The organism is Pseudomonas sp. NPDC089530, from assembly GCF_050280705.1.
Taxonomy (GTDB): Bacteria; Pseudomonadota; Gammaproteobacteria; order Pseudomonadales; family Pseudomonadaceae; genus Aquipseudomonas.
On the sequence record NZ_JBNNVU010000004.1, the window covers coordinates 13,940 to 36,888 of the forward strand.

The window sequence follows — 22,949 nt, forward strand, 5'->3', positions numbered from 1 at the left end:
CCTACAGGGGGCAACGGTTACTGACGGATGCGGTCGAGCATGTTGATGTCGTCCGGGTTGGTCAGGTGCGGCACTGTCCAGCCGTCGAGGTCATAGTCGCCGAGGCAGCGGTCCACCAGCGCGGTCATGGCCTGCATCGAGCCGCTGGCCTGGGCGTGGCGCAGGCACTGCATGCGGATTTCGTCCTGGCTGCCGGCGTAGTTGATCTCGTACAGCTCGTGGCGGCCGCCGAACTCGGTGCCGATGGCGTCCCACAGCAGCTTGAGGATCTTGATCCGCTCCTCGTGGCCCATGCCCGCCGAGCCCCGGCAGTAGGTACTCAGGTATTGGTTGAGCATGGGGTCCTTGAGGTCGCGGGACCCGGACGGCAGGTAGATCAGCCCGCTGGCCACCACTTGTTCGATGATCTTCTTGATGTCGGTGTAGGCCTGGGGCGCCAGCACCCGGTAGGCCTGCAAGGCCTGGGTGCTGGGCAGCCAGGCGCCGTTCAGCCATTCGCTGGCGTTGCCGTGCATGGCGTCGGTCAGGGACCAGAACAGGTTGCGCCAGGCCACCACTTCGCCGACCTGGGCCTGGACCCCGCGAAACTCCAGGGAGCCGGTGCACTGCAGGGCCTTGACCAGCAACCCGGTGATGAAGTCGAGCTTGACCGCCAGCCGGGTGCAGCCCTGCATCGGGAACAGCCGGCCGAAACCGCCCTGGGGGAACCATTGGCGGCAGCGCTCGAAATCGCGGTAGATCAGCACGTTTTCCCAGGGGATGAACACCTTGTCCATGATCAGGATCGCGTCGTTCTCGTCGAAGCGGCTGGACAGCGGGTAGTCGAACGGCGAACCGCTCATGCCGGCCTGCAGTTCATAGGAGGGGCGGCAGATCAGCTTCATGCCGCGGGTGTTCATCGGCGCGATGAACATCAGGGCGAAGTCGGTGTTGTCCCCCAGCAGCTGGGCCGAGCCCTGGCCAACGAAGTTGTAGTGGGTCAGGGCCGAGTTGGTGGCCACCACCTTGGCGCCGCTGACGATGATCCCGCCCTCGACTTCCTCGTCCACGGAAATGAACACGTCCTTGACCTGGTCCACCGGTTTGTCGCGGTCGATGGGTGGGTTGACGATGGCGTGGTTGAGGTACAGGCAGGCTTCCTGGATGCGCTTGTACCAGGTGCGGGCGTTGTCTTCGAAGCGCCCGTAGAACGCCGGGTTGGCGCCCAGGGCGCTGCCGAAGGCGGCCTTGTAGTCCGGGCTGCGGCCCATCCAGCCGTAGGTCAGGCGCGACCACTCGGCGATGGCGTCGCGTTGCTGGCGCAGTTCGTCGGCGCTTTTCGCCGAACGGAAGAACTTGTGGGTGTAGCCGCCGTTGCCGGTGTCGGTGTCCCAGCACAGCTGGTCCTTGGTGGCCGGATCGTGCAGGGCATCGTAGAGGCGCGCCATGGAGGCGGCGGAATTGCGGAACGCCGGGTGGCGGGTCACGTCCTTGACCCGGTCGCCATAAATGTAGATTTCGCGATCGTCGCGCAGGCTGGCCAGGTATTCGGCACCGGTCAGCGGGCGGTTCGTCTCGGCACGGAAGTCTTCGGGTTTCATCATTCACTCCAGTCGTTGTTATGCGTTATCAGTGAGCTGGGGCCCATGATGGGCAGGGCGGGGCGGCGACTGAATGGCTTTTCCGGCGAATGAATTGCACTTTTCATGGGGGGCGAGCGAGTCGACGCAGGGCCGTGGAGGGGCGGTGGAGCAGGCGCTGGCGGAGGCCCGGCCAGGCAGGTTGTATCAGCCTTGAAACACTCGGCGCTGTAGAAACTTTTTTTTACAAATACCCGCAAAAAACCTAAAGCCCGGCCGATATCGGTATTAGGCCCACAGACCAACTACAACAGTGGTGCCCGCCTGTCAGGCTGGTGACAGGGTCTGGCGCATGGATGCCCGCAGTCCTCTACCCCCGAGAGTCATCCTATGTCCCTACGTAATATGAATATCGCGCCTCGAGCCTTCCTCGGTTTTGCGTTCATCGCGTTGCTGGTCATCGCGCTGGGTGTGTTTGCCGTCAACCGCATGTCGGTCATCCGACAGGCTTCCATCGATATGGAAAGCAACCAACTGCCCAGCGTAGGGTTCCTCGGCAACGTCACCGAAAACGTGCTGCGCCTGCGGATTCTCTCGTTCCGCGTGCTGGTCAACCGCGAACCGGCCAGCCTGCAGGAAGCGCAGACCCGTATCGACGCGCTGGTGGACAAGGTGCGCCAGGCCCAGGCCAGCTACGCCGCCTTGCCGGCGGGGGCAGAGGAAACGGCCTTGTACAAGAACTTCGCCGCCACCCTGGACAAGTACCTGCAGGCGCAGAGCGACATGATGGAGTTGTCGCGGCAGAACAAGCTCGAGGAGATGCGCACCCTGATCAACACGCGGATCAAGGACGGCACCGATCAGATGGGCGAGCAGTTGAACCAGCTGGTGGCGATCAACAAGGCCGACGCCACCCAGGCCTCGGAGCAGGCCGGCGACCACTACCGCAGCGCGATCGCCGGGATCATCGCCGTGGCGCTGGTCGCGGCCTTGCTCACGGTGGTGCTGGCGCTGCTACTGACCCGCAGCATCGTTGCCCCGCTGAACCGCGCGGTGCTCGCCGCGCAGACCATCGCCGGAGGCAACCTGACCAAGGCCATCGAGATCGACGGCACGGACGAACCGGCCCGTCTGCTCGGCGCCCTGAGCGACATGCAGGGCAACCTGCGCAAGACCATCGAACAGATCTCCGGCTCGGCGACCCAGCTGGCCTCGGCCGCGGAAGAGCTCAACGCGGTCACCGAAGAAGCCTCCCGTGGCCTGCAGCAGCAGAACAACGAAATCGAACAGGCGGCCACCGCGGTCAACGAGATGACCGCAGCGGTGGAAGAGGTGGCGCGCAACGCGGTGTCGACCTCCGAAGCCTCGCACCAGTCGACCCAGGCCGCGCGCGAAGGCCGCGACCGGGTGGTGGAAACCGTCGACGCGATCCAGACCATGACCCACGACGTGCAAAGCACCTCGGTGATGATCGAAGGCCTGGCCAGCCAGGGCCGTGACATCGGCAAGGTGCTGGACGTGATCCGCGCCATCGCCGAGCAGACCAACCTGCTGGCCCTCAACGCGGCGATCGAGGCGGCCCGTGCCGGCGAGGCCGGGCGCGGTTTCGCGGTGGTGGCCGATGAGGTGCGGGCCCTGGCCCATCGCACCGCGCAGTCGACCCAGGAGATCGAGAAGATGGTCGCCGGCATCCAGAACGGCACCGGCGAGGCGGTGCAGTCGATGCAGCAAAGCAACCAGCGCACCCAGAGCACCCTGGAAATGGCCCGCGCCGCCGGCGTGGCCCTGGAGCAGATCGCCGAGTCGATCAACCTGATCAACGAGCGCAACCTGGTGATCGCCAGCGCCTCGGAGGAGCAGGCCCAGGTGTCCCGCGAGGTCGATCGCAACCTGGTGAATATCCGCGACCTGGCTACCCAATCGGCCGCCGGGGCCAACCAGACCAGCGCCGCCAGCCATGAGCTGTCGCGCCTGGCGGTGGATTTGAATGCGATGGTGGCGCGCTTTGTGATTTGAGTTAGGGTTGTTGAATGCGTGCCCAAGGAGAGCGAGATGCGCTATTCAGCCCTGACCCAAAGGATCGACGGCGAAGGTGCCGCCGCTTGGCAAATCCATTACCGCGCCCTGGAGCTGCGCGAGCAGGGCGTCGATGTATTGCTGCTGACCATCGGCGACCCGGATTTCGATACCCCCAGGCCCATTGTCCAGGCCGCCATCGATAGCCTGCTGGCGGGCGATACCCACTACTCGGAGGTGCGCGGCAACCATTCGCTGCGCACCCGCATCGCCCGCCGGCATGCCGCCCGCAGCGGCCAGGCGGTGGGCGCCGAGCATGTGGTGGTGCTGCCGGGGGCGCAGTGCGCGGTGTTTTCCGTGGCCCAGTGCCTGCTCAACCCCGGTGACGAGGTGCTGGTGGCCGAACCGATGTACGTCACCTACGAAGGTGTGTTCGGCGCCTGCGGGGCCAAGGTCCTGCCGGTTCCGGTGCAGCCCGGCAACGGTTTTCGCGTCGAGCCGGCGGCGGTCGCCGCACGCATCACCCCCAAGACCCGGGCGCTGATGCTCAACAGCCCGAACAACCCTTCCGGCGCCAGCCTGTCCCGGGCCACCTGGCAGGCATTGGCGCGGCTGTGCATCGAGCATGACTTGTGGCTGATCTCCGACGAGGTCTACAGCGACCTGCTGTTCGACGGCGAGCACATCAGCCCCGGCAGCCTGCCGGGCATGGCCGAACGTACGGCGACCATCAACAGCCTGTCCAAGTCCCATGCCATGACTGGCTGGCGGGTCGGCTGGGTGGTGGCACCGCCGGCCCTGGCCGGGCACTTGAGCAATCTGGCGCTGTGCATGTTGTACGGGTTGCCGGATTTCGTGCAGAACGCCGCGGTGGTGGCGCTGGAGGCCGAGCTGCCGGAACTGGCGCAGATGTGCGAGGAATATCGCCAGCGCCGGGACCTGGTGTGCGAGCAGTTGAGCCAGTGTCCGGGGCTGAAACCGGTCAAGCCGGACGGCGGCATGTTCGTCATGGTCGATGTCCGGGAGACCGGCCTGGGCGCCCAGCAGTTCGCCGAGCGGCTGCTGGAGGAACATGGGGTCTCGGTGCTCGCCGGCGAGGCCTTCGGCCCCAGCGCGGCGGGGCATATCCGCATCGGCCTGGTGGTCGACCAGCAGCGCCTGGCCGATGCCTGCCAGCGCATCGTCCAGTGCACCCAGGACCTGCTCGAAGGCCGGCCGGTCAAGCGCTTGTAGCTGCCGCCGAAGACGCTGGGCTGCACTTGATCCTGTAGGAGCGAAGCTTGCTCGCGATGGTCGTCAACGAAGACGCGTACTCACTGGATGTACGCAGCGTTCTCAAGTCCATCGCGGGCAAGCCTCGCTCCTACAGGGCTGTGTCAGGCCCGGGCTCAGACCGCGGCTTTGCGGCGCTCCCAGGCCTGGGGGTTGACCAGGTTGGCCGGGCGCTGGCCGGCCAGGGCCGCCAGCAGGTTGTCGACCGCGCAGCGGGCCATGGCCTCACGGGTCTCGACGGTGGCCGAGCCGATATGCGGGGTGGCCACCACGTTGTTCAACTGCAGCAGCGGCGAGTCGTGGCCCAGGGGCTCGCGCTCGAACACATCCAGCCCGGCCGCGCGGATCTGCCGCTTCTGCAGGGCTTCGATCAGCGCCTGCTCGTCCACCACCTTGCCCCGGGAAATATTGATGAAGATGCTCTCCGGGCGCATCAGGGCGAATTCATCACGGCCGATCAGGCCCCGGGTCTGGTCCGTCAGCGGTAGGGTCAGGCAGACGAAGTCGGCCTGTTGCAGCAGTTGCGGCAGGCTGCAGTAACGGGCGCCGAAACGTTGTTCCACCGCCGGTTTCGGGCTGTTGCTGTGGTAGATCACCGGCATGCCGAAGCCGAAATGACCGCGCTGGGCCAGGGCTTCGCCGATCCGTCCCATGCCGATGATGCCCAGGGTCTTGCCGTGCACGTCGCTGCCGAAATGCAGCGGCCCGATGTTGCGGTTCCACTGGCCGGCGCGCACCAGGTTGGCCAGTTCCACCACCCGCCGGGCGCTGGCCAGGATCAGCGCGAAACCGGTGTCGGCGGTGGTCTCGGTGAGCACGTCCGGGGTGTTGCTGAGCAGGATGTCGCGGCGGGTCAGGTAGTCGATGTCGTAGTTGTCGACGCCCACCGAAACGCTGGCCACGGCCTCCAGGCGCGGTGCCAGGTCCAGCAGCTCGGCGTCCAGGCGCAGGCTGGCGCCGAGCAGGCCCTGGGCGCCGGGCAGGGCGCTGCGCAGCTTGGCCAGGCCCTGGGCGCCCAGGTCTTCGATCAGGGTCACCTGGGCTTGTTCATGCAGCCGGGCCATCAGTGGCGGCGAGAGTTTCTTGTACAGCACGATCTGTTTTTTCATCGGGTTCACCTATTCGATTCAGGAATGCACCAGGCGGCGCACCGGCAGCGGGCTAGGGCTGCGGTCGCCGGCGCCCGGGTTGAGAAAGAGGGTCAAGACCACCGACAGCAGCAGCGCGCCGCTCATCAGCAGGTAGGAGGCGCCCGGCGAACCGGTGGCGCTGTTCAGGTAGCCCACCAGGTAAGAGCCGCCGAACGAGCCCAGGGCGCCCATGCTGTTGATCAGCGCCATGGCGCCGCCGGCGACGTTGGCCGGGAGGATCTCCGGGACGATGGCGAAGAACGGCCCGTAAGGCGCGTACATGCAGGCGCCGGCGAGCACCAGCAAGCCATAGGACCACCAGAAGTGCTCGGCGCCCAGCAGGTAGGAGCCGTAGAAGGCGACGGAGGCGATCAGCAGCGGCGGCCAGACGAAGCGCTTGCGCTTCTGGATGCGGTCCGAGCCCCAGGACACCCCGAGCATGGCGATCACTGCGGCCAGGTAGGGCAGCGCCGACAGCCAGCCGGCCTCGACCATGTCCATCTGCGCGCCGTGCTTGAGGATCGACGGCAGCCACAGCACGAAGCCGTAGACGCCGATGCTCCAGCAGAAGAACTGCAGGGCGAGGACGATCACCTTGGGCGAGCGGAAGGCTTCGGCGTAGTTCTTCACCGCCTTGATGCCCACCTGCTCCGCGGCCAGGGCGCTTTCCAGGTCGCGCTTTTCCCGGTCGCTGAGCCAGTTCGCCGCGCTCGGGCGGTCGTCGGCCAGGCGCCACCAGATAAAGGCCCAGAGCACCGCCGGCAGGCCTTCGATGATGAACATCCAGCGCCAGCTGAAATGCTCCACCAGGTAACCCGAGACCACCGACATCCAGAGCATGGTCACCGGGTTGCCGAGGATCAGGAAGGTGTTGGCCCGCGAGCGTTCGGCCCGGGTGAACCAGTGGCACAGGTAGACCAGCATCGCCGGCATCACCGCGGCCTCGACCACGCCGAGCATGAAGCGGATGCCGATCAGCATCCAGGCGTTGGACACCACCCCGGTCAGGGTGGCCAGGCCGCCCCAGAGGATCAGGCTGACGAAGATCAGTTTCTTCACGCTGTGTTTCTGCGCGTAGATCGCCCCCGGCACCTGGAAGAAGAAGTAGCCGAGGAAGAACAGCGCGCCGAGCAGGGAGGACAGGCCGGGGGTGATCATCAGGTCGGCGGCCATCCCGGAGGCCGCCGCGAACCCGTAGTTGGCGCGGTCCAGGTACGCCAGGCTGTAGGTGATGAAGACGATGGGCATGATGTACCACCAGCGGCGGGTGGCGAGTTTCAGCGTTTGCATAAGGGTGCTCCTGAGCTTGTTGTTTTTGTCGCAACAGGTAACGCGTGGGTTCAATGGGTAGCGGGGGTGTTCAAGGGCTGATCGCGAGCGAGCTTGTTCCTGCCGGGGACGATGACGCGGGTGGTGGCGCGATCGGCTGCAAGGCGGCTGCCTGCAGATCCTCCCGGCGCGGCAGGCCTTCCATGTCGCCGCGGCTCTGCACCGCGCGGCTGCCGATCCAGTTCGCGCGCTGCACGGCCTCGGCCATGCTGTGGTTCTCCAGCAGGGCGCTGATCAGGCCGACGGCAAAACCGTCGCCGGCGCCCACGGTGTCGACCACCTGGGCCACCGGCACGGCCTCGACGAAACCCTCGTGCAGCTGGGTGCGGTAATAGGCGCCATGGGCTCCGAGCTTGATCACCACGGCCTCGACGCCCTGGTCCAGGTAGAACGCGGCGATGTCGGCCGGGTCGTCGCGACCGGTCAGCAGGCGGCCTTCGCTCAATCCCGGCAGCACCCAATGGGCGAGCACGGCCAGGCGGTTGATTTCATGGATCATCAGTTTTTCGCTGCCCCACAGGCTGGGCCGCAGGTTCGGGTCGAAGGACAGGCTGCGGCCAGCGGCGCGCATCCGGCCCATCAGGCTATGGGACAGGTCCCGGGCCGAGGCCGACAGCGCCGGAGGAATGCCGGTGGCGTGCAGGTGGCGGGCGCGCAGCAGGGCGGGGGCGATGTCGTCGACGCTCAGGTGGCTGGCCGCCGAGCCACGGCGGAAGTATTCCACCCGTGGATCGTCGCCGTGCTCTTCCAGGGACTTGAGCTGGAAACCGGTGGGGTGCCGCGGGTCGGTGGCGACAAAACGGCAATCCACGCCTTCGGCCTGCAGGCTGTCGACGACGAAGCGCCCCAGGGAATCGGCGCCGACCCGGCTCAGCCAGCCGACCTTGAAGCCCAGGCGCGACAGGCCGATGGCGACGTTGCTGTCGGCGCCGGCGATGCGCTTGTGGAAGTGGCCGACCCGGGCCAGGTCGCCGCTCTGTTCGGCGACGAACATCGCCATGGTTTCGCCGAACGACAGGATATCGAGTTCAGACATGGGCATGCTCCAGGCGGGATTGGCCGAGGCGGGCGAGGGTGGCGACGTGCTCCCGGGTCAGTTGCACCAGGTCGTCGCCTGGCAGCGGGTATTCCACCGCGCGGGTAATGCCTTGGGGCATGTGCCGCAGCAGCTGCTCCCACAGGTGCAGGTCGGCCAGGCCCGGCGGGATCGCCACCAGCTTGCCGTCGGCACGCCGGGCCACGGCCTTGCAGTGCACATAACCGACATGCCGGCCGAGCAGGCGCGCGGCGGCGGAGGCGGACTGCTCCTGCCATTGCCAGTTGCCGATGTCGAAGGTCATCCGCACCGGCAGCCGGTGCCGCTCGACCTCGGCGAAGAAGCGCTGGAAGGGTTCGATGCGTCCGCCGTGCAGGGTCTGGTCGTTTTCCACCAGCAGTTGCACCGGGTAGCGCGCCAGCAGCAGGCCCAGCTGAGGCAGGTCGTTGTGTTCGGTGAAATAGCCCAGAGACACCTTGAGGCTTTTCGCGCCGAAGGCCTGGGCTCGTTGCAGCGTCTGTTCCAGTGTCGGGTTGGCCTGGTTGCGCCCGGCCACCCACAGTTCCAATGGCGATGAAAACACGCTTTCCAGCTGCTGCTCACGGGTGGCCTGGGCCAGTCGGGCCGGGTCTTCGTCGGTCAGCAGCTCCTCGCGCCATTCGATGCGCGACGCGCCAGCGGCGGCCAGCACTGCGATGAAATGGCCCTGGCCCAGCTCGCGGACCCGCTCGGCGCCGTAGCTGGAAAGGCTGATGGAAACAGGCGATCTATTCATTGTTGTGGCCTCTGAAACCGGTTTCATTTCTTCTCAAAAAAAAGCCCCCAAAAGAAGCTCATTTCCCTGTCTTCATGCCTGCGCCGTTCCCTGTAGCCGCTGCCGAGCGCAGCGAGGCTGCGATCGGCAACGCAGTTGCCGCAAAACCTGATACCTCGCAGGAACTGGGGAAACGCAATGCCTGCCTGGCGAGTCCTTCGGCCTCGATCGCAGCCTCGCTGCGCTCGGCAGCGGCTACACCGGCACCGCGATTCGCAAGTCGATCAGTGGTTACAGAACCCCTCGCTGTCGGGTAGAACCGCGAACGATCAGCTCGGCCGGGAAGTCCAGCACCCGCAGCGGTTCGGTATCGCCGCGCAAGCGCTTGAGCAGGCACTCGAAGGCACTGGCGCCGATGCGTTCGGTGGGCTGGGCGAGGGCGGTGATGCCGTCGCCCACCAGCGGGTACCAGTCGAGGTCGTCGAGGGCGATCAGGCCGATCTCGTCGAACAGCGGGCAGCCCAGCTCGCGCAGGGCCCGGGTCGCGGCCAGGGCGGCGACGCCGTTGGCGCAGAACAGGGCTTTGGGGCCAGGGCCCGGGGCGACGAGAAACTGTTGCAGCTGCTGGTTCAGCGTGGCGCCGGTTTCCACCACGGCGCCTTGCAGCGCCGGGCGCTGCCGGATCTGCGCCTTGAAACCTTCGCTGCGCTCGAGCCGCGAGCTGGTGCCGTCATGGGGTTCGCTGACCAGCAGCAGGTCGCGGTAGCCGCACTCCTGCAAATGCTCGATGGCGCACTGTACGGCCTGGGGGTTGTCGAGGCCGACCAGGTCGCTGTGCAGTTGCTCGACTTTGCGGTCCACCAGGACCATGGGCATTTCCCGGTGCAGCTCGCGCAACTCGTCCAGGTGATGGCCAAGGGTGTTCACGATCAGGCCTTCGATGTTGTACGAGCGCAGGTTGGCCAGGTGCTGGCGCTCCTGTTCGTCGTCGCGGTCGGTGTTGCACACCACCAGGCTGTAGCCGTGCTGGCGGCAGGCGGTTTCCACGCCGTGCATCACTGCAATCGAATAAGGGTTGCGGATATCGGCCACCAGCATGCCGATCAGGCGCGTGCGCCCGCGTTTCAGGCCGCGGGCCATCTGGTTCGGGCGGTAGCCCAGCTCGCTGATCGCCTGTTCGATGCGTTGGGCGATGGCATCGGAGAGCAGGGCGCGGTCCTCGCCGATAAAGCGCGACACGCTGGCCTTGGAGACCCCGGCGCGTTCGGCGACGTCGAGCATGGTCACGCGGCTGCGCTGGGCGGCGGAAAAGCTGTTCACGGGCGAGGACCTGTCATTGGCGTTCTTGTTATGGGGTGTATCCGTTTCAGGTGCGACGTTCTGCCGCATCGCTGAAACCGGTTTCAGGAAACAGCAAAGCGCTTTTGCCGTCAAGAGCGATTGGCGTCAGCGGGATGAAAAAAATGTCATGCAGGCGATCGATGGCGGCCTTCTTTGGCAGAGGGAAGCGTCTGGCACCTGCGTTGCCGGTGATCGCGGTTTTCCTGGATGAAGGCTATTGCAGGCACGCGCGCAGGTAGTCGAGTAGGGCGCCGTACAGCGCATCCACCTCCGGCGCCAGGCCCTTGGCCCGCAGGCAGCCGTGCACCAGGCCGAGGCCCGGGTACAGCTGGCTGCGGCCGCCGGCGGCCAGCAACCGGCGGTGGTACAGCTCGCCGTCGTCGCGCAGTGGGTCGAACTGCGCCAGGGCGATAAAGGCCGCGGGCAGGCCGCTGAAATCCGTGGCCAGCAGGGGGCGGGCATAGGGCGACTGGCGGTGGAGGGCCGGCAGGTACAGGTCCAGGTAGTCCTCCACATCGTTGCTGCCAAGCAGGGGCGCGTCGGCGCATTGCTGGCGCGAGGGCAGGTCGGCGCCGCCGCCGAGGCCGGGATACAGCAGCACCTGAGCGGCGGGCAAGGTTTGGCCGGCATCGCGCAGGGCCAGGCACAGGGCCGCGGCGAGGTTGCCGCCGGCGCTGTCGCCGATCACCAGCTGGCGCCGCTTATCCAGGGCGAAGGGGCTGGCGCCGGCCTGCAAGGCCCGCCACACCGCCAGGCAATCATCGAAGGCAGCAGGGAATGGCTGTTCGGGCGCCAGGCGGTAATCCACGGCAATCACCAGCACCTGCAACTGCGCCGCCAGGTAGGCGGTGATGAAGTCGTGGGAATCCAGGTCGCCCACCACCCAGCCCCCGCCGTGCAGGTACAGCAGGCAGGGCCAGCCGTCGGCGGGCATCGGGCGGCTCGGGCAATAGGCGCGTACCGGCACTCCGGCCAGTTGCACGTCGCTGACTCGCAGGCCGTCCGGGCGGGGTGGGGTGAAGGCTTGGCACATGCGGCTGTAGCTGTCGCGCTGGGCATTGAAGCTGTTGTCGACGCTGGTGAAGCCCAGGGTCTTGGCGACGAAGGCGGCGAGTTCGGGGGAGAGTGGGTAGTGGGGCATGACCGGGGGGATATCCGTTGTCGGGGAGGACGTCATCGCGGGCAAGCCTCGCTCCTACAGAAGCAGTGTGATCCTGTAGGAGCGAGGCTTGCTCGCGATAGGGGCGGCAGGGCGCCGCTATTTCAAACTGGCCTGCACCGTCGCCACGCCGTCCTTGCCATCGAAGCTGCTGACTCCGGCGAGCCAGCGTTGCAGGTCTTCGGGGTGTTCGCGCAGCCATTGCCGCGCCACTTCCTGGGGCGTCTTGCGTTCCATGATCGGCACCATCAGCTGGCTTTCCTGGGCCGCCGTGAAGGTCAGGTTCTGCAGCAGGCGATGGACGTTGGGGCAACGCTCGGCGTAGTCCGGGGCGGTGACGGTGGACACGCTGGCCGCACCTTCGTTGGGGCCGTAGACGTCTTCGCTGCCGGTCAGGTAGGCGATCCGCATGTTGATGTTCATCGGGTGCGGGGTCCAGCCGACGAAGACCACGAACTCCTTGCGGTTGATCGCCCGTTGCACCGCCGCCAGCATCCCGGCCTCGCCGGACTCGATCAGCTTGAAGCCCTTGAGGCCGAAATGGTCGGTGTCGATCAGGGTCTTGATCGTGGTGTTGGCGCCGCTGCCGGGCTCGATGCCGTAGATCTTGCCGCCCAGCTGTTCCTTGAAGCGGGCGATGTCGGCGAAGGTCTTCAGGCCCGCGGCGGCGACGTAGTCCGGCACGGCGAGGGTGGCCTGGGCGTCGGCCAGGCTCGGTTGCGCCATGACCTTGACCTGGCCGGCCTCGAGGAAGGGCGCGATGTTCTTGTCCATCGCCGGCTTCCAGTAGCCGAGGAAGATGTCCAGGCGTTTGTCGCGGATGCCGGCGAAGATGATCTGCTGCACGGCGCTGGTCTGTTTGCTGTCGTAGCCCAGGCCCGTCAGCAGCACCTCGGCCATGCCGCTGGTGGCGATGACGTCGGTCCAGTTGACCACGCCCATGCGCACGGTCTTGCAGGAAGCGGGCTCGCTGGCCCAGGTGCCGGCGCTGAACAACAGGGCGCCGCAGAGGATCGGGAGACAAGGGTTGAACAGGTTTTTCATCGCAGGGTCTCGTCCGGCAGGTTGTTATTGTCAGAGGCGGCGTCTTGCTGCGCCGTGGGCTCAAGTTACGTAGCCTGCCCGCTGCACAAGCGCCCTCAGGCGACCGGCTTTTGCACTGGGGCGACTCGCCGCACGCCAGGCCCGAACCTTTCAGGCCAACAGGCTCAACCAGGCCGAGGCCAACAGCAACAGCGCCATGCCCCGATTGAAGCGCTGCATGGCCGTCGGCGAACGCAACAGCCGGGCGGAGCCGGCGCCGAGTATCGCCCAGACGCCGATGCAAGGCAGGGACACCAGGAAAAACACCAGCGACAGATACAGCACTTGGCTCTGGCGTTCGCTGCCGTTGCCGGCGAATACGCTGACCACGGCCAGGGCCATCATCCAGGTCTTCGGGTTGACCAGCTGCAGGCTGGCGCCGCCGAACAGGCCCAGGCGCCGGGACGTGTCGCCGGCCTCGGGGTCGATGGCGGCGGGCGGCGCGCGGAATATCTGCCAGGCCAGGTAGCTCAGCCAGATGACCCCGGCCCAGCGCATGGCGGCGGGCAGGCCGGGCACGTTCATCAGCGTCTGGCCGAGGCCGCTGCCCACCAGCAAGACGATGCCGGCGGCGCCCGCGCAGGCGCCGAGGATGATCGGCAGCGCGGCCTTGAAGCCGTAACGGGCGCTGTTGCTCAGCACCAGGATATTGGTCGGCCCCGGGGTGATGGAGGCGACGAAGGCGAACAGCAGGAAGGGCAGCAGGCTAGGCAGGGAGGAGGACAACATGGCGGGCAGACTCCAGTGAGGATCGGTGAGCGATCTTCACTGGCGGATGTTCAGGCGTCTGGAAGATTTGAGCAGCGCTTGCGGTACGCCGCCGGCGTCATGCCGTAAGCGCGGACGAACCAGCGGCCCATGTGGCTCTGGTCGGCGAACCCCAGGGCCATGGCCACGACGGCCGGTTGTTCGCCGCGGGCCAGCAGGCGCCGGGCCTTGGCCAGGCGCAGTTGCACCAGATAGGCATGGGGTGGCAGGCCGTAGGCGGCCTTGAAGGCGCGGGTCAGGCGGAAGCGGTCGACGCCGCAGGCCGCGCCCAGCTCGTTCAGGCTGATGTCCTGCTGGGCGTGGGCATGCAGGTAGTCCCGGGCCTTGTGCGCCACCAGGGGCAGGCGCGGGTCCTCGTTGTAGCGTCGGCGCCAGCGCAGGTGCCCGGTGAGTTGGTCGAACAAGCGGTCCATGGCGCTCTGGCGGACGATGCGCAGCTCGCGGTGATGCAGGCTGTGGAACGCGTCGCTGGTGGCCCGGGCCAGGCGCTGGTCGCTGGCCAGGGTGGTGGCGAAGCTCAACTGGCTGTTGGCCGGCGCCTCCTCGAACAGCGCGCCCAGCTCATGTTCCAGCCACTGGGGGTCGAGGTACAGCATGCGGTAGGTGAAGCCGCCTTCGGTGGGGGCGTCGCCGTCGTGGATTTCCCCGGGCTCGAGGAGGAACACCTTGCCCGGGGTGCTGTGATAGCGCTCGCGCCGGCAGTGGAATTGCTGCACACCTTCTTCGGTCACGCCCACCAGATAACTGTCGTGCCAGTGCGGGTCGTAGGCATGGCCGGTGAAGTGGGCGCGCAGGGTTTCGATGCCGGTGTCGGCGTCCTGGGCCAGGTCGAGCCAGTTGTGCGCGTTCATGGAAGGTCCGTGGCGAGGGCGGGAATCGCAGTAGGCGCCCGCCGGCTGGCCCGGGTCTAGAACATTTGTGCGGTATCAGCTGAACAGCCCGGCGGCGATGTTGACGGAAAACCCGAGGATCGCGGTGTTGAACACAAAGCCGATCAGCGACTGGGCGAGGACGATCTTGCGCAGTTCGCGGGTGGCCACGCCAACGTCGGAGGTCTGCACCGCCACGCCGATGGTGAAGGAGAAATACAGGAAGTCCCAGTAATTGGGGGTGATCAGGCCTTCGGCGAAGCGCAGGGCCGGGTCCTTGCCGCCCCAGGTGTAGTAGAGGCGGGCGTAGTGCACGCTGAAGATCACCCCGATGAGCAGCCAGGAGCCCAGCACCGTGAGACCGGTAAAGGCGTAGTGCAGCAGGCGCCGACTGGTCTCCAGGTCCTTGCCGCCGGCCAGCGAGAAGGTGATGGCGGCGAGGCTGGCGATGGCCGCGATGCACACCATGAGCAACACCAGCCCGGCGTTTTCGTCTTCGACCTCGGCGATGCGCTTCACGTCGTCGGCCCTGGACCGCGCGGTGAGCCAGAACATCAGCGCCAGGTAGCTCCAGACCCCGGCGTTCCAGCCGATGAGGATTTTGCTGAGCAGCAGGTCGGCCGGGGCCAGGATGCCCGCCGCGACGCCGATCAGGGCGCCGGCGGTCAGGCGGGGGTGGGTACGCAGAAGGTGCGGCATGGCGGCTCACAGGGTCAGGGTTGCGCCAAACCTTAGCATGGAGCCCGGGTAGCTGCCGCCGTGGGCGGGAGCGGCAGCTACGGGCGGTGCCTGGGTGTCATTGCGCCTGCGGTGCGCTTTGCTCCCGAGCCTGTGTGCTCCGACGCTTGACCAGCTTCATCACCACCACGAAGAACACCGGCACGAACACCACCGCCAGGGTCGCGGTGATCATGCCGCCGATTACCCCGGTGCCGATGGCCTGCTGGCTGGCCGAGCTGGCGCCGCTGGCGATGGCCAGGGGCACCACGCCGAGGATGAACGCCAGCGAGGTCATGACGATCGGCCGCAGGCGCAGGCGCGCGGCCTGCACCGTGGCCTCCACCAGGTCGTGGCCTTCGTCGTACAGGCTCTTGGCGAACTCGATGATCAGGATCGCGTTTTTCGCCGACAGGCCGATGATGGTGATCAGCCCGACCTTGAAGAACACGTCGTTGGGCATACCGCGCAGGGTCACCGCCAGCACCGCGCCGAGCACCCCCAGCGGCACCACCAGCAGCACCGAGGTGGGAATCGACCAGCTCTCGTAGAGCGCCGCCAGGCACAGGAACACGATCAGCAGCGACAGCACCATCAACAGCGGGGCCTGGCTGCCGGACAGGCGTTCCTGCAGCGACAGGCCGGTCCATTCCTGGCCCAGGCCGGTCGGCAGTTGGCTGACCAGGCGCTCGATTTCCGCCATGGCCTCGCCGGTGCTGTGGCCCGGGCTCGGTTCGCCGGAAATGCTGATGGCCGGGTAGCCGTTGTAGCGGGTCAACTGGGTCGGGCCCTGGGTCCAGCGGGCCTTGGCGAAGGCCGACAGCGGCACCATCTTGCCCAGGTCGTTGCGCACATGGATCTTCAGCAGGTCTTCCACCTGGCTGCGGCGATCGCCCTCGGCCTGGACCACCACCCGCTGCATCCGCCCCTGGTTGGGGAAGTCGTTGATGTAGCTGGAACCGATCGCGGTGGACAGCACGTTGCCGATATCGGCGAAGGACACGCCCAGGGCGTTGGCCTGCTTGCGGTCGACTTCCAGGTGCACCTGCGGCGCCTCGGCCAGGGCGCTTTCGCGCACGTTGGCCAGGATCGGGCTTTTCTCCGCCGCGGCCAGCAGCTCGGTACGGGCCTGCATCAGCGCGGCATGGCCGAGGCCGCCACGGTCCTGCAGGCGGAACTCGAAGCCGCTGGAGGTGCCCAGGCCGTCCACTGGCGGCGGCAGCACGGCGTAGGCCACCGCGTCCTTGATGTCGCTGAAGGCGATGTTGGCGCGGTCGGCGATGGCTTGCGCCGAATCGTCGACCGTGCGTTCTGACCAGTCCTTGAGGGTGGTGAACGTCAGTGCGGCGTTCTGCCCGCTGCCGGAGAAGCTGAAGCCGAGGATCACCGTACTGTCGCCGACCCCCGGCTCGCTGGCGTTGTGCGCCTCGATCTGTTCCACCACCTGCACCGTGCGATTCTTGCTCGCGCCCGGGGGCAACTGGATGTCGGTGATGGTGTAGCCCTGGTCTTCCACCGGCAGGAACGAAGAGGGCAGGCGGCTGAACAGCAGCCCCAGGCCCACCAGCAGCACGCCGTACACCAGCAGGTAGCGGCCGCAGCGTTGCAGCGCATAGGCCACCCAGCGCTGGTAGCCGTCGCTGAGGTGTTCGAAGCGCCGGTTGAACCAGCCGAAGAAGCCGCCTTTTTCATGGTGCTCGCCCTTGGCGATCGGCTTGAGCAGGGTGGCGCACAGGGCCGGGGTCAGGGTCAGGGCGAGGAAGGCCGAGAACAGGATCGAGGTGGCCATCGACAGCGAGAACTGCTGGTAGATCACCCCCACCGAACCCGCCATGAAGGCCATCGGCAGGAACACCGCCACCAGCACCAGGGTGATGCCGACGATCGCGCCGGTGATCTGCTGCATCGCCTTGCGCGTGGCTTCCTTCGGCGACAGGCCCTCGGTGGCCATGATCCGCTCGACGTTCTCTACGACCACGATGGCGTCGTCCACCAGGATGCCGATGGCCAGGACCATGCCGAACATGGTCAGCACGTTGATCGAGAACCCCAGGGCCAGCATGGTGGCGAAGGTGCCCATCAGCGCCACCGGCACCACGAGGGTCGGAATCAGGGTGTAGCGGATGTTCTGCAGGAACAGGAACATCACCGCGAACACCAGCAGCATTGCCTCGCCCAGGGTGTAGATCACCTTGGTGATCGAGACCTTGACGAAGGGCGAGGTGTCGTAGGGGATCTTGTATTCCACGCCGGCCGGGAAGTAGCGCGACAGCTCGTCCATCTTCGCCCGGATCAGGGTCGCAGTGTGCAGGGCGTTGGCCCCCGGCGACAGCTGCACGCCGACCGCGGTGGACGGCTTGCCGTTGAGGCGGGTGGAGAACTGGTATTCCTGGCTGCCGACTTCCACCCGCGCGACGTCGCCGATGCGCACGGTGGAGCCGTCCGGGTTGGCCCGCAGGACGATGTCGGCGAACTCTTCCGGTGTCGACAGCTGGCCCTTGACCAGGACGGTGGCGGTGATTTCCTGGGTCGAGCGGCCCGGCAGGTCGCCGATACTGCCGGCCGACACCTGGGCGTTCTGCGCGACGATCGCGGCGTTGACGTCGGCCGGGGTCAGGTTGAAACCGATCAGCTTCTGCGGGTCGATCCACACCCGCATGGCCCGTTCGGCGCCATACAGCTGGGCCTTGCCGACCCCGTCCAGGCGACGGATCTCGTTCATCACGTTGCGCGCCAGGTAGTCGCTGAGGGCCACGTCGTCGAGCTTGCCGTCGTTGGAGGTGAGGGTGATCAGCAGCAGGAAGCCGGCCGATACCTTTTCCACCTGCAAGCCTTGCTGGGTCACGGCTTGCGGCAGGCGTGGCTCCACCACCTTGAGGCGGTTCTGCACGTCGACCTGGGCCATTTCCGGGTTGGTGCCCGGCTGGAAGGTGGCGGTGATGGTGGCGCTGCCCAGGCTGCTCTGGGAGGAGAAGTACAGCAGGTGGTCGGCGCCGTTGAGCTCTTCCTCGATCAGGCTGACCACGCTTTCGTCCACGGTCTGCGCCGAAGCGCCCGGGTACACCGCGTAGATCTCGATGCTCGGCGGCGCGACGTTGGGGTATTGCGCCACCGGCAACTGCGGGATGGAGAGGGCGCCGGCCAGCAGGATGAACAGGGCGACCACCCAGGCGAATACCGGGCGGTCGATAAAGAATTGCGGCATGGGGGCTCCTACCGGGTTCCAGTGGCCTGGGCGAGGGGAAGAGGGCTGTCGTCGATCTGCACCTGTTCACCCGGACGGGCGTGCTGCAGGCCTTCGATGACAATGCGGTCGCCGGCCTTGAGGCCTTCGGTGACGATCCAACGGTCCTGTTGCGCGGCGCCCAGTTGCACCGGCTGCTGCACCACCCGCTGCTCGGCATCCACCAGCAGCACCTGGGCGATGCCGGCGCTGTCGCGCTGGATGGCCCGCTGCGGCACGCTGATGCCCTGGGCGTTCACCGCTTGTTCCAGGCGCACACGAATGAAGCTGCCGGGCAGCAGGTCGAGGTCCGGGTTGGGGAACTCGCTGCGCAGGATGATCTGGCCGGTGCTCGGGTCGACGCTGAGGTCGGCGAACAGCAGCTTGCCCGGCAGCGGGTAGGGACTGCCGTCGTCCTGGATCAGCGTGGCCTTGGCCTGGTCCTGGCCGACTTGCTGCAACTGGCCGGCGCGGAAGGCCCGGCGCAGGTCGTTGAGTTCGCGGGTGGACTGGGTGAGGTCGGCATGGATCGGGTCCAGTTGCTGGATCAGCGCCAGTGGCGTGCTTTCGTTCTGGCCCACCAGCGCGCCCTCGGTGACCAGGGCGCGGCCGACGCGCCCGGAAATCGGTGCGGTGACGGTGGCGTAGCCCAGGTTCAGCCGGGCCCGCTGCACCGCGGCCTGGTTGGCGGCCACGTCGGCGGCAGTCTGGCGCGCGTTGGCCCGGGCGTTGTCGTATTCCTGGGCGCTGATGGCCTTGTCTTCGATCAACTGCGCATAACGCTGTTCCTGCAGCCGGGCCTGGAAGGCATTGGCCTCGGCCTTGCGCAGGCTGGCCTGGGCGCTGTCGAGGTCGGCCTTGAACGGCGCCGGGTCGATGCGGAACAGCACCTCGCCCTGTTTCACGTCGCTGCCTTCGCGGAAGGTCCGCTGCAACACCACCCCGGCCACCCGCGCGCGGACTTCGGCGACGCGCGGCGCGGCGATGCGCCCGCTCAGCTCGCTGCTGATCGACAGCGGGCGGGTCTGGATGGTTTCGATGCGCACCTTGGCCACTGGCGCCTGTTCTTCGGCGGTGGAGGACTTGTCACAAGCGCTCAGCGCGGCGGCCAGCAATAGCAGGCAGAACGGCGCAAACAGGTTTTTCGACATGCTGATACCCCAATGATGACTGCGGAATGCTAAGGGCAGGCCGCAAAAACCGCTGTGAAGCTGTGTAGGTGCTGTGTGAAAAAGTGTGAAGCGAATGCTCGCGTATCGACGAGGTTGTATATCCTTTGTGCCTCGCTGATCGGGCGACGGCGTCCTTAGGGAACGTTGTCGCTGTGTTTTTCTTCACTCAAAGACTGCTACCCATGGCCAACATCCTTCTGGTCGAAGACGACCCGGCACTTTCCGAACTGATCGCCAGCTACCTGGAGCGCAACGGCTATCAGGTCAACGTCATCAGTCGCGGCGACCAGGTACGCGAGCGGGCGCGGGTCAATCCGCCGGACCTGGTGATCCTCGACCTGATGCTGCCCGGCCTCGACGGCTTGCAGGTCTGCCGCCTGCTGCGCGCCGACTCGGCCGCGCTGCCGATCCTGATGCTGACCGCCCGTGATGATAGCCACGATCAGGTGCTGGGGCTGGAAATGGGCGCCGACGATTATGTGACCAAGCCTTGCGAGCCGCGAGTGTTGCTGGCCCGGGTGCGTACCTTGTTGCGCCGCAGCAGCCTCGGCGAGCCGCAGACCGCCAGCGACCGGATTCTCATGGGCAACCTGTGTATCGACCTGTCGGAGCGGACCGTGAGCTGGCGCGAGCAATTGGTGGAGCTGTCCAGCGGCGAATACAACCTGCTGGTGGTGCTGGCCCGGCATGCCGGCGAGGTGCTGAGCCGCGACCAGATCCTGCAACGCCTGCGGGGCATCGAGTTCAACGGCACCGATCGCTCGGTGGACGTGGCGATTTCCAAGCTGCGGCGCAAATTCGACGACCATGCCGGCGAGGCGCGCAAGATCAAGACCGTGTGGGGCAAGGGTTACCTGTTCAGCCGTTCCGAATGGGAATGCTGAACCGATGCTGAGAATCCTGGTTCGCCTGTACCTGGTGACGATCGTTTCCTACAGTGCGGCGATTTATCTGGCTCCGGATCTGGTGGTGCGGGTGTTCCAGGAGCGCTTCCTGACCTACAACCTCGATTTTTCCCGGGGCGTGCAGACCCTGATCGTCAAACAGTTCCACAGCGTGCCGGCGGAGCAGTGGCCGGCCATGGCCGCGGAAATGGACCAGGAGTTCAAGCCGCTGCACATCGTGCTGGCCCGCAACGACGATGCCGAGTTCAGCCTGTACGAGCGCGAACGTCTGCAGCGCGGCGAGAACGTGGTGCGGGTCGGCGACTGGGGCTGGCGCACCCTGGCGGTGGCGCCGCTGAACGAGCAGATGGTGGTGCAGATGGTGGTGCCGCCGGACCCGATCGACGTCAACCTGCTGTACTGGGGCATCAACGTGTTGATCGGCGCGACCCTGCTCGCTTGCCTGCTGTTCTGGCTGCGGCCGCACTGGCGCGATCTGGAGCGCCTGAAGCATGCGGCGGAGCGCTTCGGCAAAGGCCACTTGAGCGAACGCACGCAGATTGCCGCCAGCTCCAACATCGGCAGTCTGGCCAGTGTCTTCGACACCATGGCCGGCGATATCGAAAACCTGTTGAACCAGCAGCGCGACTTGCTCAACGCGGTCTCCCATGAACTGCGCACGCCCTTGACCCGGCTCGACTTCGGGCTGGCCCTGGCGCTCTCCGACGACCTGCCGGCGACCAGCCGCGAACGCCTGCAAGGGCTGGTGGCGCATATCCGCGAGCTGGACGAACTGGTGCTCGAGTTGCTGTCCTACAGCCGCCTGCAGAACCCGGCGCAACTGCCGGAGCAGGTCGAGGTGGCGCTGGACGAGTTCATCGACAGCATCCTTGGCAGCGTCGACGACGAACTGGCGTCCCCGGACATCGTGATCGACGTGCTGCTGCACGGCAGTCTGGAACGCTTCACCCTTGACCCACGACTGACCGCCCGGGCGATCCAGAACCTGCTGCGCAACGCTACGCGTTATTGCGAAAAGCGTATTCAGGTGGGGGTACTGGTTTGCGACCGCGGCTGTGAGATCTGGGTCGACGACGATGGCATCGGCATTCCCGACGACGAGCGCGAGCGGGTGTTCGAACCCTTCTACCGCCTGGACCGCAGCCGCGACCGCGCCACCGGCGGTTTCGGCCTCGGCCTGGCCATCAGCCGCCGCGCCCTGGAAGCCCAGGGCGGGACCCTGACGGTCGAGGCCTCGCCGCTGGGCGGCGCGCGTTTCCGCCTGTGGCTGCCGACGCCGGCCTGAGCGACGCAGCTCGACTCCTGTAGGAGCGCAGCTTGCGCGCGATGGCGGACAACCAGGCACCCTGGGCTGCCGCCGTCGCAGGCGATCCAGAGACGGGTCAGCGGTGGCCGACGGTCAACTGCAGTTCGCTGGAGCCGATCAGGTTCACGCCGGCGCTGCGCATCTGGCGGATGGCCTGGTCCAGGGAACCGTTGTGGTCGATCGCCCGGCAGGCATCGACCACCACTGAGGTATTGAAGCCCGCTGCCCGCGCATCCAGCGCCGACCAGGCCACGCAGTAGTCCAGGGCCAGCCCCACCAGGTAGACCGTGTCGATGTCGCGCTGGCTGAGGTAGCCGGCCAGGCCCGTGGTGGTGCTGCGGTCCGCCTCGACGAAGGCCGAGTAACTGTCGATATCCGGGTTGCAGCCCTTGCGCAGGATCAACTGGGCGTGGGGCAGGTGCAGTTGCGGGTGCAGTTCGGCGCCACGACTGGCCTGCACGCAATGGTCGGGCCACAGGACTTGCGGGCCATAGGGCAGCTGGATGCTGTCGTTCGGGGTATAGCCCTCGTGGCTGGAGGCGAACGAGATGTGTCCGGCCGGGTGCCAGTCCTGGGCGATGACCACCTGTTTGAAGTGGCTGCCCAGGCGGTTGATCAGCGGCACGATCTGCTCGCCCTGGGGGACGGCCAGGGCGCCGCCGGGGATGAAGTCGTTCTGGACGTCGATGACCAGCAGGGCCGCGCGGGAGGGGCAGGGGGTGGTTGGGGTTTGCATGTTCAGGCTCCTTGGGGTGGGGCGATCAGTCCGTTGAGTTCAGAGCATAGCTTGCCCGGTGGGCTTGGGGCTTCGGGTGGTCGGCAAGCGTTTCGGTCAGGGTTGCGGGATGTGGTTCACCCACATGGGTGACAGAAGAGTTCAAGCACATGGGTGACAGTTGACTGGTTCTGCTTCTGTAGGAGCGGCCGGTCGACGCTCGATTGCCCGCGATTGCGTCCGTTCTGGCGCTGCATGTTTTGGACGGTGTACATATCCATTCCTGCGGTCACGGCCACTTAGGGTTTCGCCCTTACGGCGAGTCCCTTTTTACAAACGCCTAAAAAGGAACCAAAAACGCTTGCCCCTAGCGTACGGCCTTCGCTGCGCTCAGGTTCCCTCGCTCCGGTGTCCATCAGGGGGCATCGCCTCCGGTCGGCTTCGCTTCGACCTCCTCTCGATGTCCTCGACTTCGTCGAGGGGCGCTGCGCGCCTACCCCCTGATGAACACCTCCACTCGGCCTGCCGATGGGGCGGGTGAATCAAAAGCAAGATCAAAAGCCAAGCGCGACCTCCCGGTCGGCGCACCTGTAGC

General features: G+C 66.5%; 19 protein-coding genes and 1 pseudogene. 6 read left to right on the plus strand and 14 right to left on the minus strand.

Translation table 11 applies throughout. The annotated features are described in order from the left end of the window. Positions 1 to 17: 17 nt before the first annotated feature. On the minus strand, positions 18 to 1,580 hold the full coding sequence (gene hpaB, locus ACQKQA_RS02665) for a 4-hydroxyphenylacetate 3-monooxygenase, oxygenase component (RefSeq protein WP_427553212.1): 1,563 nt from the start codon (positions 1,578 to 1,580) through the stop codon (positions 18 to 20). A 384-nt stretch (positions 1,581 to 1,964) separates the two neighbouring features. On the opposite strand from hpaB, the pseudogene ACQKQA_RS02670 reads away from it, so the two are divergent. The 3 genes and pseudogenes from ACQKQA_RS02670 to ACQKQA_RS02680 form a co-directional block, all read left to right on the plus strand. Beyond that, positions 1,965 to 2,717, plus strand: a pseudogene (locus ACQKQA_RS02670) (MCP four helix bundle domain-containing protein); the annotation flags it as partial. After that, the gene (locus ACQKQA_RS02675) at positions 2,712 to 3,575 is read left to right on the plus strand and encodes a methyl-accepting chemotaxis protein (protein ID WP_427553439.1); all 864 of its coding nucleotides are present in this window, start codon (positions 2,712 to 2,714) and stop codon (positions 3,573 to 3,575) included. The pseudogene ACQKQA_RS02670 and the gene ACQKQA_RS02675, both read left to right, overlap by 6 nt. Before the next feature lie 36 nt (positions 3,576 to 3,611). After that, a complete protein-coding gene (locus tag ACQKQA_RS02680) occupies positions 3,612 to 4,808 on the plus strand; it encodes a pyridoxal phosphate-dependent aminotransferase (RefSeq protein ID WP_427553214.1) in 1,197 nt (398 codons plus the stop codon). Between the two features lie 155 nt (positions 4,809 to 4,963). Here ACQKQA_RS02680 and ACQKQA_RS02685 read toward each other — a convergent pair whose 3' ends face one another. The 5 genes from ACQKQA_RS02685 to ACQKQA_RS02705 form a co-directional block, all read right to left on the minus strand. After that, positions 4,964 to 5,956, minus strand: a complete 993-nt coding sequence (locus ACQKQA_RS02685) for a 2-hydroxyacid dehydrogenase (protein ID WP_427553216.1) — start codon at positions 5,954 to 5,956, stop codon at positions 4,964 to 4,966. 18 nt (positions 5,957 to 5,974) lie between these two features. Continuing rightward, positions 5,975 to 7,267, minus strand: a complete 1,293-nt coding sequence (locus tag ACQKQA_RS02690) for an MFS transporter (RefSeq protein ID WP_427553218.1) — start codon at positions 7,265 to 7,267, stop codon at positions 5,975 to 5,977. Between the two features lie 70 nt (positions 7,268 to 7,337). After that, a complete protein-coding gene (locus ACQKQA_RS02695; protein WP_427553220.1) occupies positions 7,338 to 8,342 on the minus strand; it encodes a sugar kinase in 1,005 nt (334 codons plus the stop codon). Continuing rightward, a complete protein-coding gene (locus ACQKQA_RS02700) occupies positions 8,335 to 9,117 on the minus strand; it encodes a sugar phosphate isomerase/epimerase family protein (RefSeq protein WP_427553222.1) in 783 nt (260 codons plus the stop codon). Before ACQKQA_RS02700 ends, ACQKQA_RS02695 begins: the two co-directional genes overlap by 8 nt. Before the next feature lie 270 nt (positions 9,118 to 9,387). Beyond that, the gene (locus ACQKQA_RS02705) at positions 9,388 to 10,416 is read right to left on the minus strand and encodes a LacI family DNA-binding transcriptional regulator (RefSeq protein ID WP_427553224.1); all 1,029 of its coding nucleotides are present in this window, start codon (positions 10,414 to 10,416) and stop codon (positions 9,388 to 9,390) included. A gap of 16 nt (positions 10,417 to 10,432) precedes the next feature. On the opposite strand from ACQKQA_RS02705, the gene ACQKQA_RS02710 reads away from it, so the two are divergent. Continuing rightward, positions 10,433 to 10,648: a hypothetical protein gene (locus ACQKQA_RS02710; protein ID WP_427553226.1), complete on the plus strand. Its 216-nt coding sequence runs from the start codon at positions 10,433 to 10,435 to the stop codon at positions 10,646 to 10,648. 3 nt (positions 10,649 to 10,651) lie between these two features. Here ACQKQA_RS02710 and ACQKQA_RS02715 read toward each other — a convergent pair whose 3' ends face one another. The 7 genes from ACQKQA_RS02715 to ACQKQA_RS02745 form a co-directional block, all read right to left on the minus strand. After that, positions 10,652 to 11,578: an alpha/beta hydrolase gene (locus ACQKQA_RS02715; RefSeq protein ID WP_427553228.1), complete on the minus strand. Its 927-nt coding sequence runs from the start codon at positions 11,576 to 11,578 to the stop codon at positions 10,652 to 10,654. A 117-nt stretch (positions 11,579 to 11,695) separates the two neighbouring features. Further along, positions 11,696 to 12,640 carry a choline ABC transporter substrate-binding protein gene (locus tag ACQKQA_RS02720; RefSeq protein ID WP_427553230.1) on the minus strand — a complete coding sequence of 315 codons (945 nt, stop codon included), beginning with the start codon at positions 12,638 to 12,640 and terminating at the stop codon, positions 11,696 to 11,698. Between the two features lie 150 nt (positions 12,641 to 12,790). After that, positions 12,791 to 13,408: a LysE family translocator gene (locus ACQKQA_RS02725; protein WP_427553232.1), complete on the minus strand. Its 618-nt coding sequence runs from the start codon at positions 13,406 to 13,408 to the stop codon at positions 12,791 to 12,793. Between the two features lie 50 nt (positions 13,409 to 13,458). Further along, positions 13,459 to 14,298 carry an AraC family ligand binding domain-containing protein gene (locus ACQKQA_RS02730; RefSeq protein WP_427553234.1) on the minus strand — a complete coding sequence of 280 codons (840 nt, stop codon included), beginning with the start codon at positions 14,296 to 14,298 and terminating at the stop codon, positions 13,459 to 13,461. Positions 14,299 to 14,373: 75 nt separating this feature from the next. Beyond that, entirely contained in the window at positions 14,374 to 15,015 is a 642-nt protein-coding gene (locus tag ACQKQA_RS02735) for a DUF1345 domain-containing protein (RefSeq protein ID WP_427553236.1), read from the minus strand. Between the two features lie 97 nt (positions 15,016 to 15,112). After that, positions 15,113 to 18,238 carry an efflux RND transporter permease subunit gene (locus ACQKQA_RS02740; protein WP_427553238.1) on the minus strand — a complete coding sequence of 1,042 codons (3,126 nt, stop codon included), beginning with the start codon at positions 18,236 to 18,238 and terminating at the stop codon, positions 15,113 to 15,115. An 8-nt stretch (positions 18,239 to 18,246) separates the two neighbouring features. Next, entirely contained in the window at positions 18,247 to 19,407 is a 1,161-nt protein-coding gene (locus ACQKQA_RS02745; protein ID WP_427553240.1) for an efflux RND transporter periplasmic adaptor subunit, read from the minus strand. A gap of 203 nt (positions 19,408 to 19,610) precedes the next feature. Here ACQKQA_RS02745 and ACQKQA_RS02750 point away from each other — a divergent pair, with 203 nt between their 5' ends. Next, positions 19,611 to 20,312, plus strand: a complete 702-nt coding sequence (locus ACQKQA_RS02750; RefSeq protein ID WP_427553242.1) for a response regulator — start codon at positions 19,611 to 19,613, stop codon at positions 20,310 to 20,312. A 4-nt stretch (positions 20,313 to 20,316) separates the two neighbouring features. Next, positions 20,317 to 21,618, plus strand: coding sequence for an ATP-binding protein (locus ACQKQA_RS02755; protein WP_427553244.1), 1,302 nt, complete (start codon positions 20,317 to 20,319; stop codon positions 21,616 to 21,618). Positions 21,619 to 21,715: 97 nt separating this feature from the next. Here ACQKQA_RS02755 and pncA read toward each other — a convergent pair whose 3' ends face one another. Then, complete coding sequence (gene pncA, locus ACQKQA_RS02760) at positions 21,716 to 22,375, minus strand: bifunctional nicotinamidase/pyrazinamidase (protein ID WP_427553246.1); 660 nt, start codon at positions 22,373 to 22,375, stop codon at positions 21,716 to 21,718. Positions 22,376 to 22,949 lie beyond the last annotated feature (574 nt).

Bases quoted from the DNA above. Each gene is read 5' to 3' on its own strand.
- ACQKQA_RS02715 (WP_427553228.1), bottom strand. From the start codon at position 11,578: ATGCCCCACTACCCACTCTCCCCCGAACTCGCCGCCTTCGTCGCCAAG.
- ACQKQA_RS02700 (WP_427553222.1), bottom strand. From the start codon at position 9,117: ATGAATAGATCGCCTGTTTCCATCAGCCTTTCCAGCTACGGCGCCGAG.
- ACQKQA_RS02720 (WP_427553230.1), bottom strand. From the start codon at position 12,640: ATGAAAAACCTGTTCAACCCTTGTCTCCCGATCCTCTGCGGCGCCCTG.
- ACQKQA_RS02755 (WP_427553244.1), top strand. From the start codon at position 20,317: ATGCTGAGAATCCTGGTTCGCCTGTACCTGGTGACGATCGTTTCCTAC.
- ACQKQA_RS02740 (WP_427553238.1), bottom strand. From the start codon at position 18,238: ATGCCGCAATTCTTTATCGACCGCCCGGTATTCGCCTGGGTGGTCGCC.
- ACQKQA_RS02690 (WP_427553218.1), bottom strand. From the start codon at position 7,267: ATGCAAACGCTGAAACTCGCCACCCGCCGCTGGTGGTACATCATGCCC.
- ACQKQA_RS02745 (WP_427553240.1), bottom strand. From the start codon at position 19,407: ATGTCGAAAAACCTGTTTGCGCCGTTCTGCCTGCTATTGCTGGCCGCC.
- ACQKQA_RS02675 (WP_427553439.1), top strand. From the start codon at position 2,712: ATGCAGGGCAACCTGCGCAAGACCATCGAACAGATCTCCGGCTCGGCG.
- pncA (WP_427553246.1), bottom strand. From the start codon at position 22,375: ATGCAAACCCCAACCACCCCCTGCCCCTCCCGCGCGGCCCTGCTGGTC.
- ACQKQA_RS02685 (WP_427553216.1), bottom strand. From the start codon at position 5,956: ATGAAAAAACAGATCGTGCTGTACAAGAAACTCTCGCCGCCACTGATG.
- ACQKQA_RS02695 (WP_427553220.1), bottom strand. From the start codon at position 8,342: ATGTCTGAACTCGATATCCTGTCGTTCGGCGAAACCATGGCGATGTTC.
- ACQKQA_RS02680 (WP_427553214.1), top strand. From the start codon at position 3,612: ATGCGCTATTCAGCCCTGACCCAAAGGATCGACGGCGAAGGTGCCGCC.
- ACQKQA_RS02725 (WP_427553232.1), bottom strand. From the start codon at position 13,408: ATGTTGTCCTCCTCCCTGCCTAGCCTGCTGCCCTTCCTGCTGTTCGCC.
- hpaB (WP_427553212.1), bottom strand. From the start codon at position 1,580: ATGAAACCCGAAGACTTCCGTGCCGAGACGAACCGCCCGCTGACCGGT.
- ACQKQA_RS02750 (WP_427553242.1), top strand. From the start codon at position 19,611: ATGGCCAACATCCTTCTGGTCGAAGACGACCCGGCACTTTCCGAACTG.
- ACQKQA_RS02735 (WP_427553236.1), bottom strand. From the start codon at position 15,015: ATGCCGCACCTTCTGCGTACCCACCCCCGCCTGACCGCCGGCGCCCTG.
- ACQKQA_RS02730 (WP_427553234.1), bottom strand. From the start codon at position 14,298: ATGAACGCGCACAACTGGCTCGACCTGGCCCAGGACGCCGACACCGGC.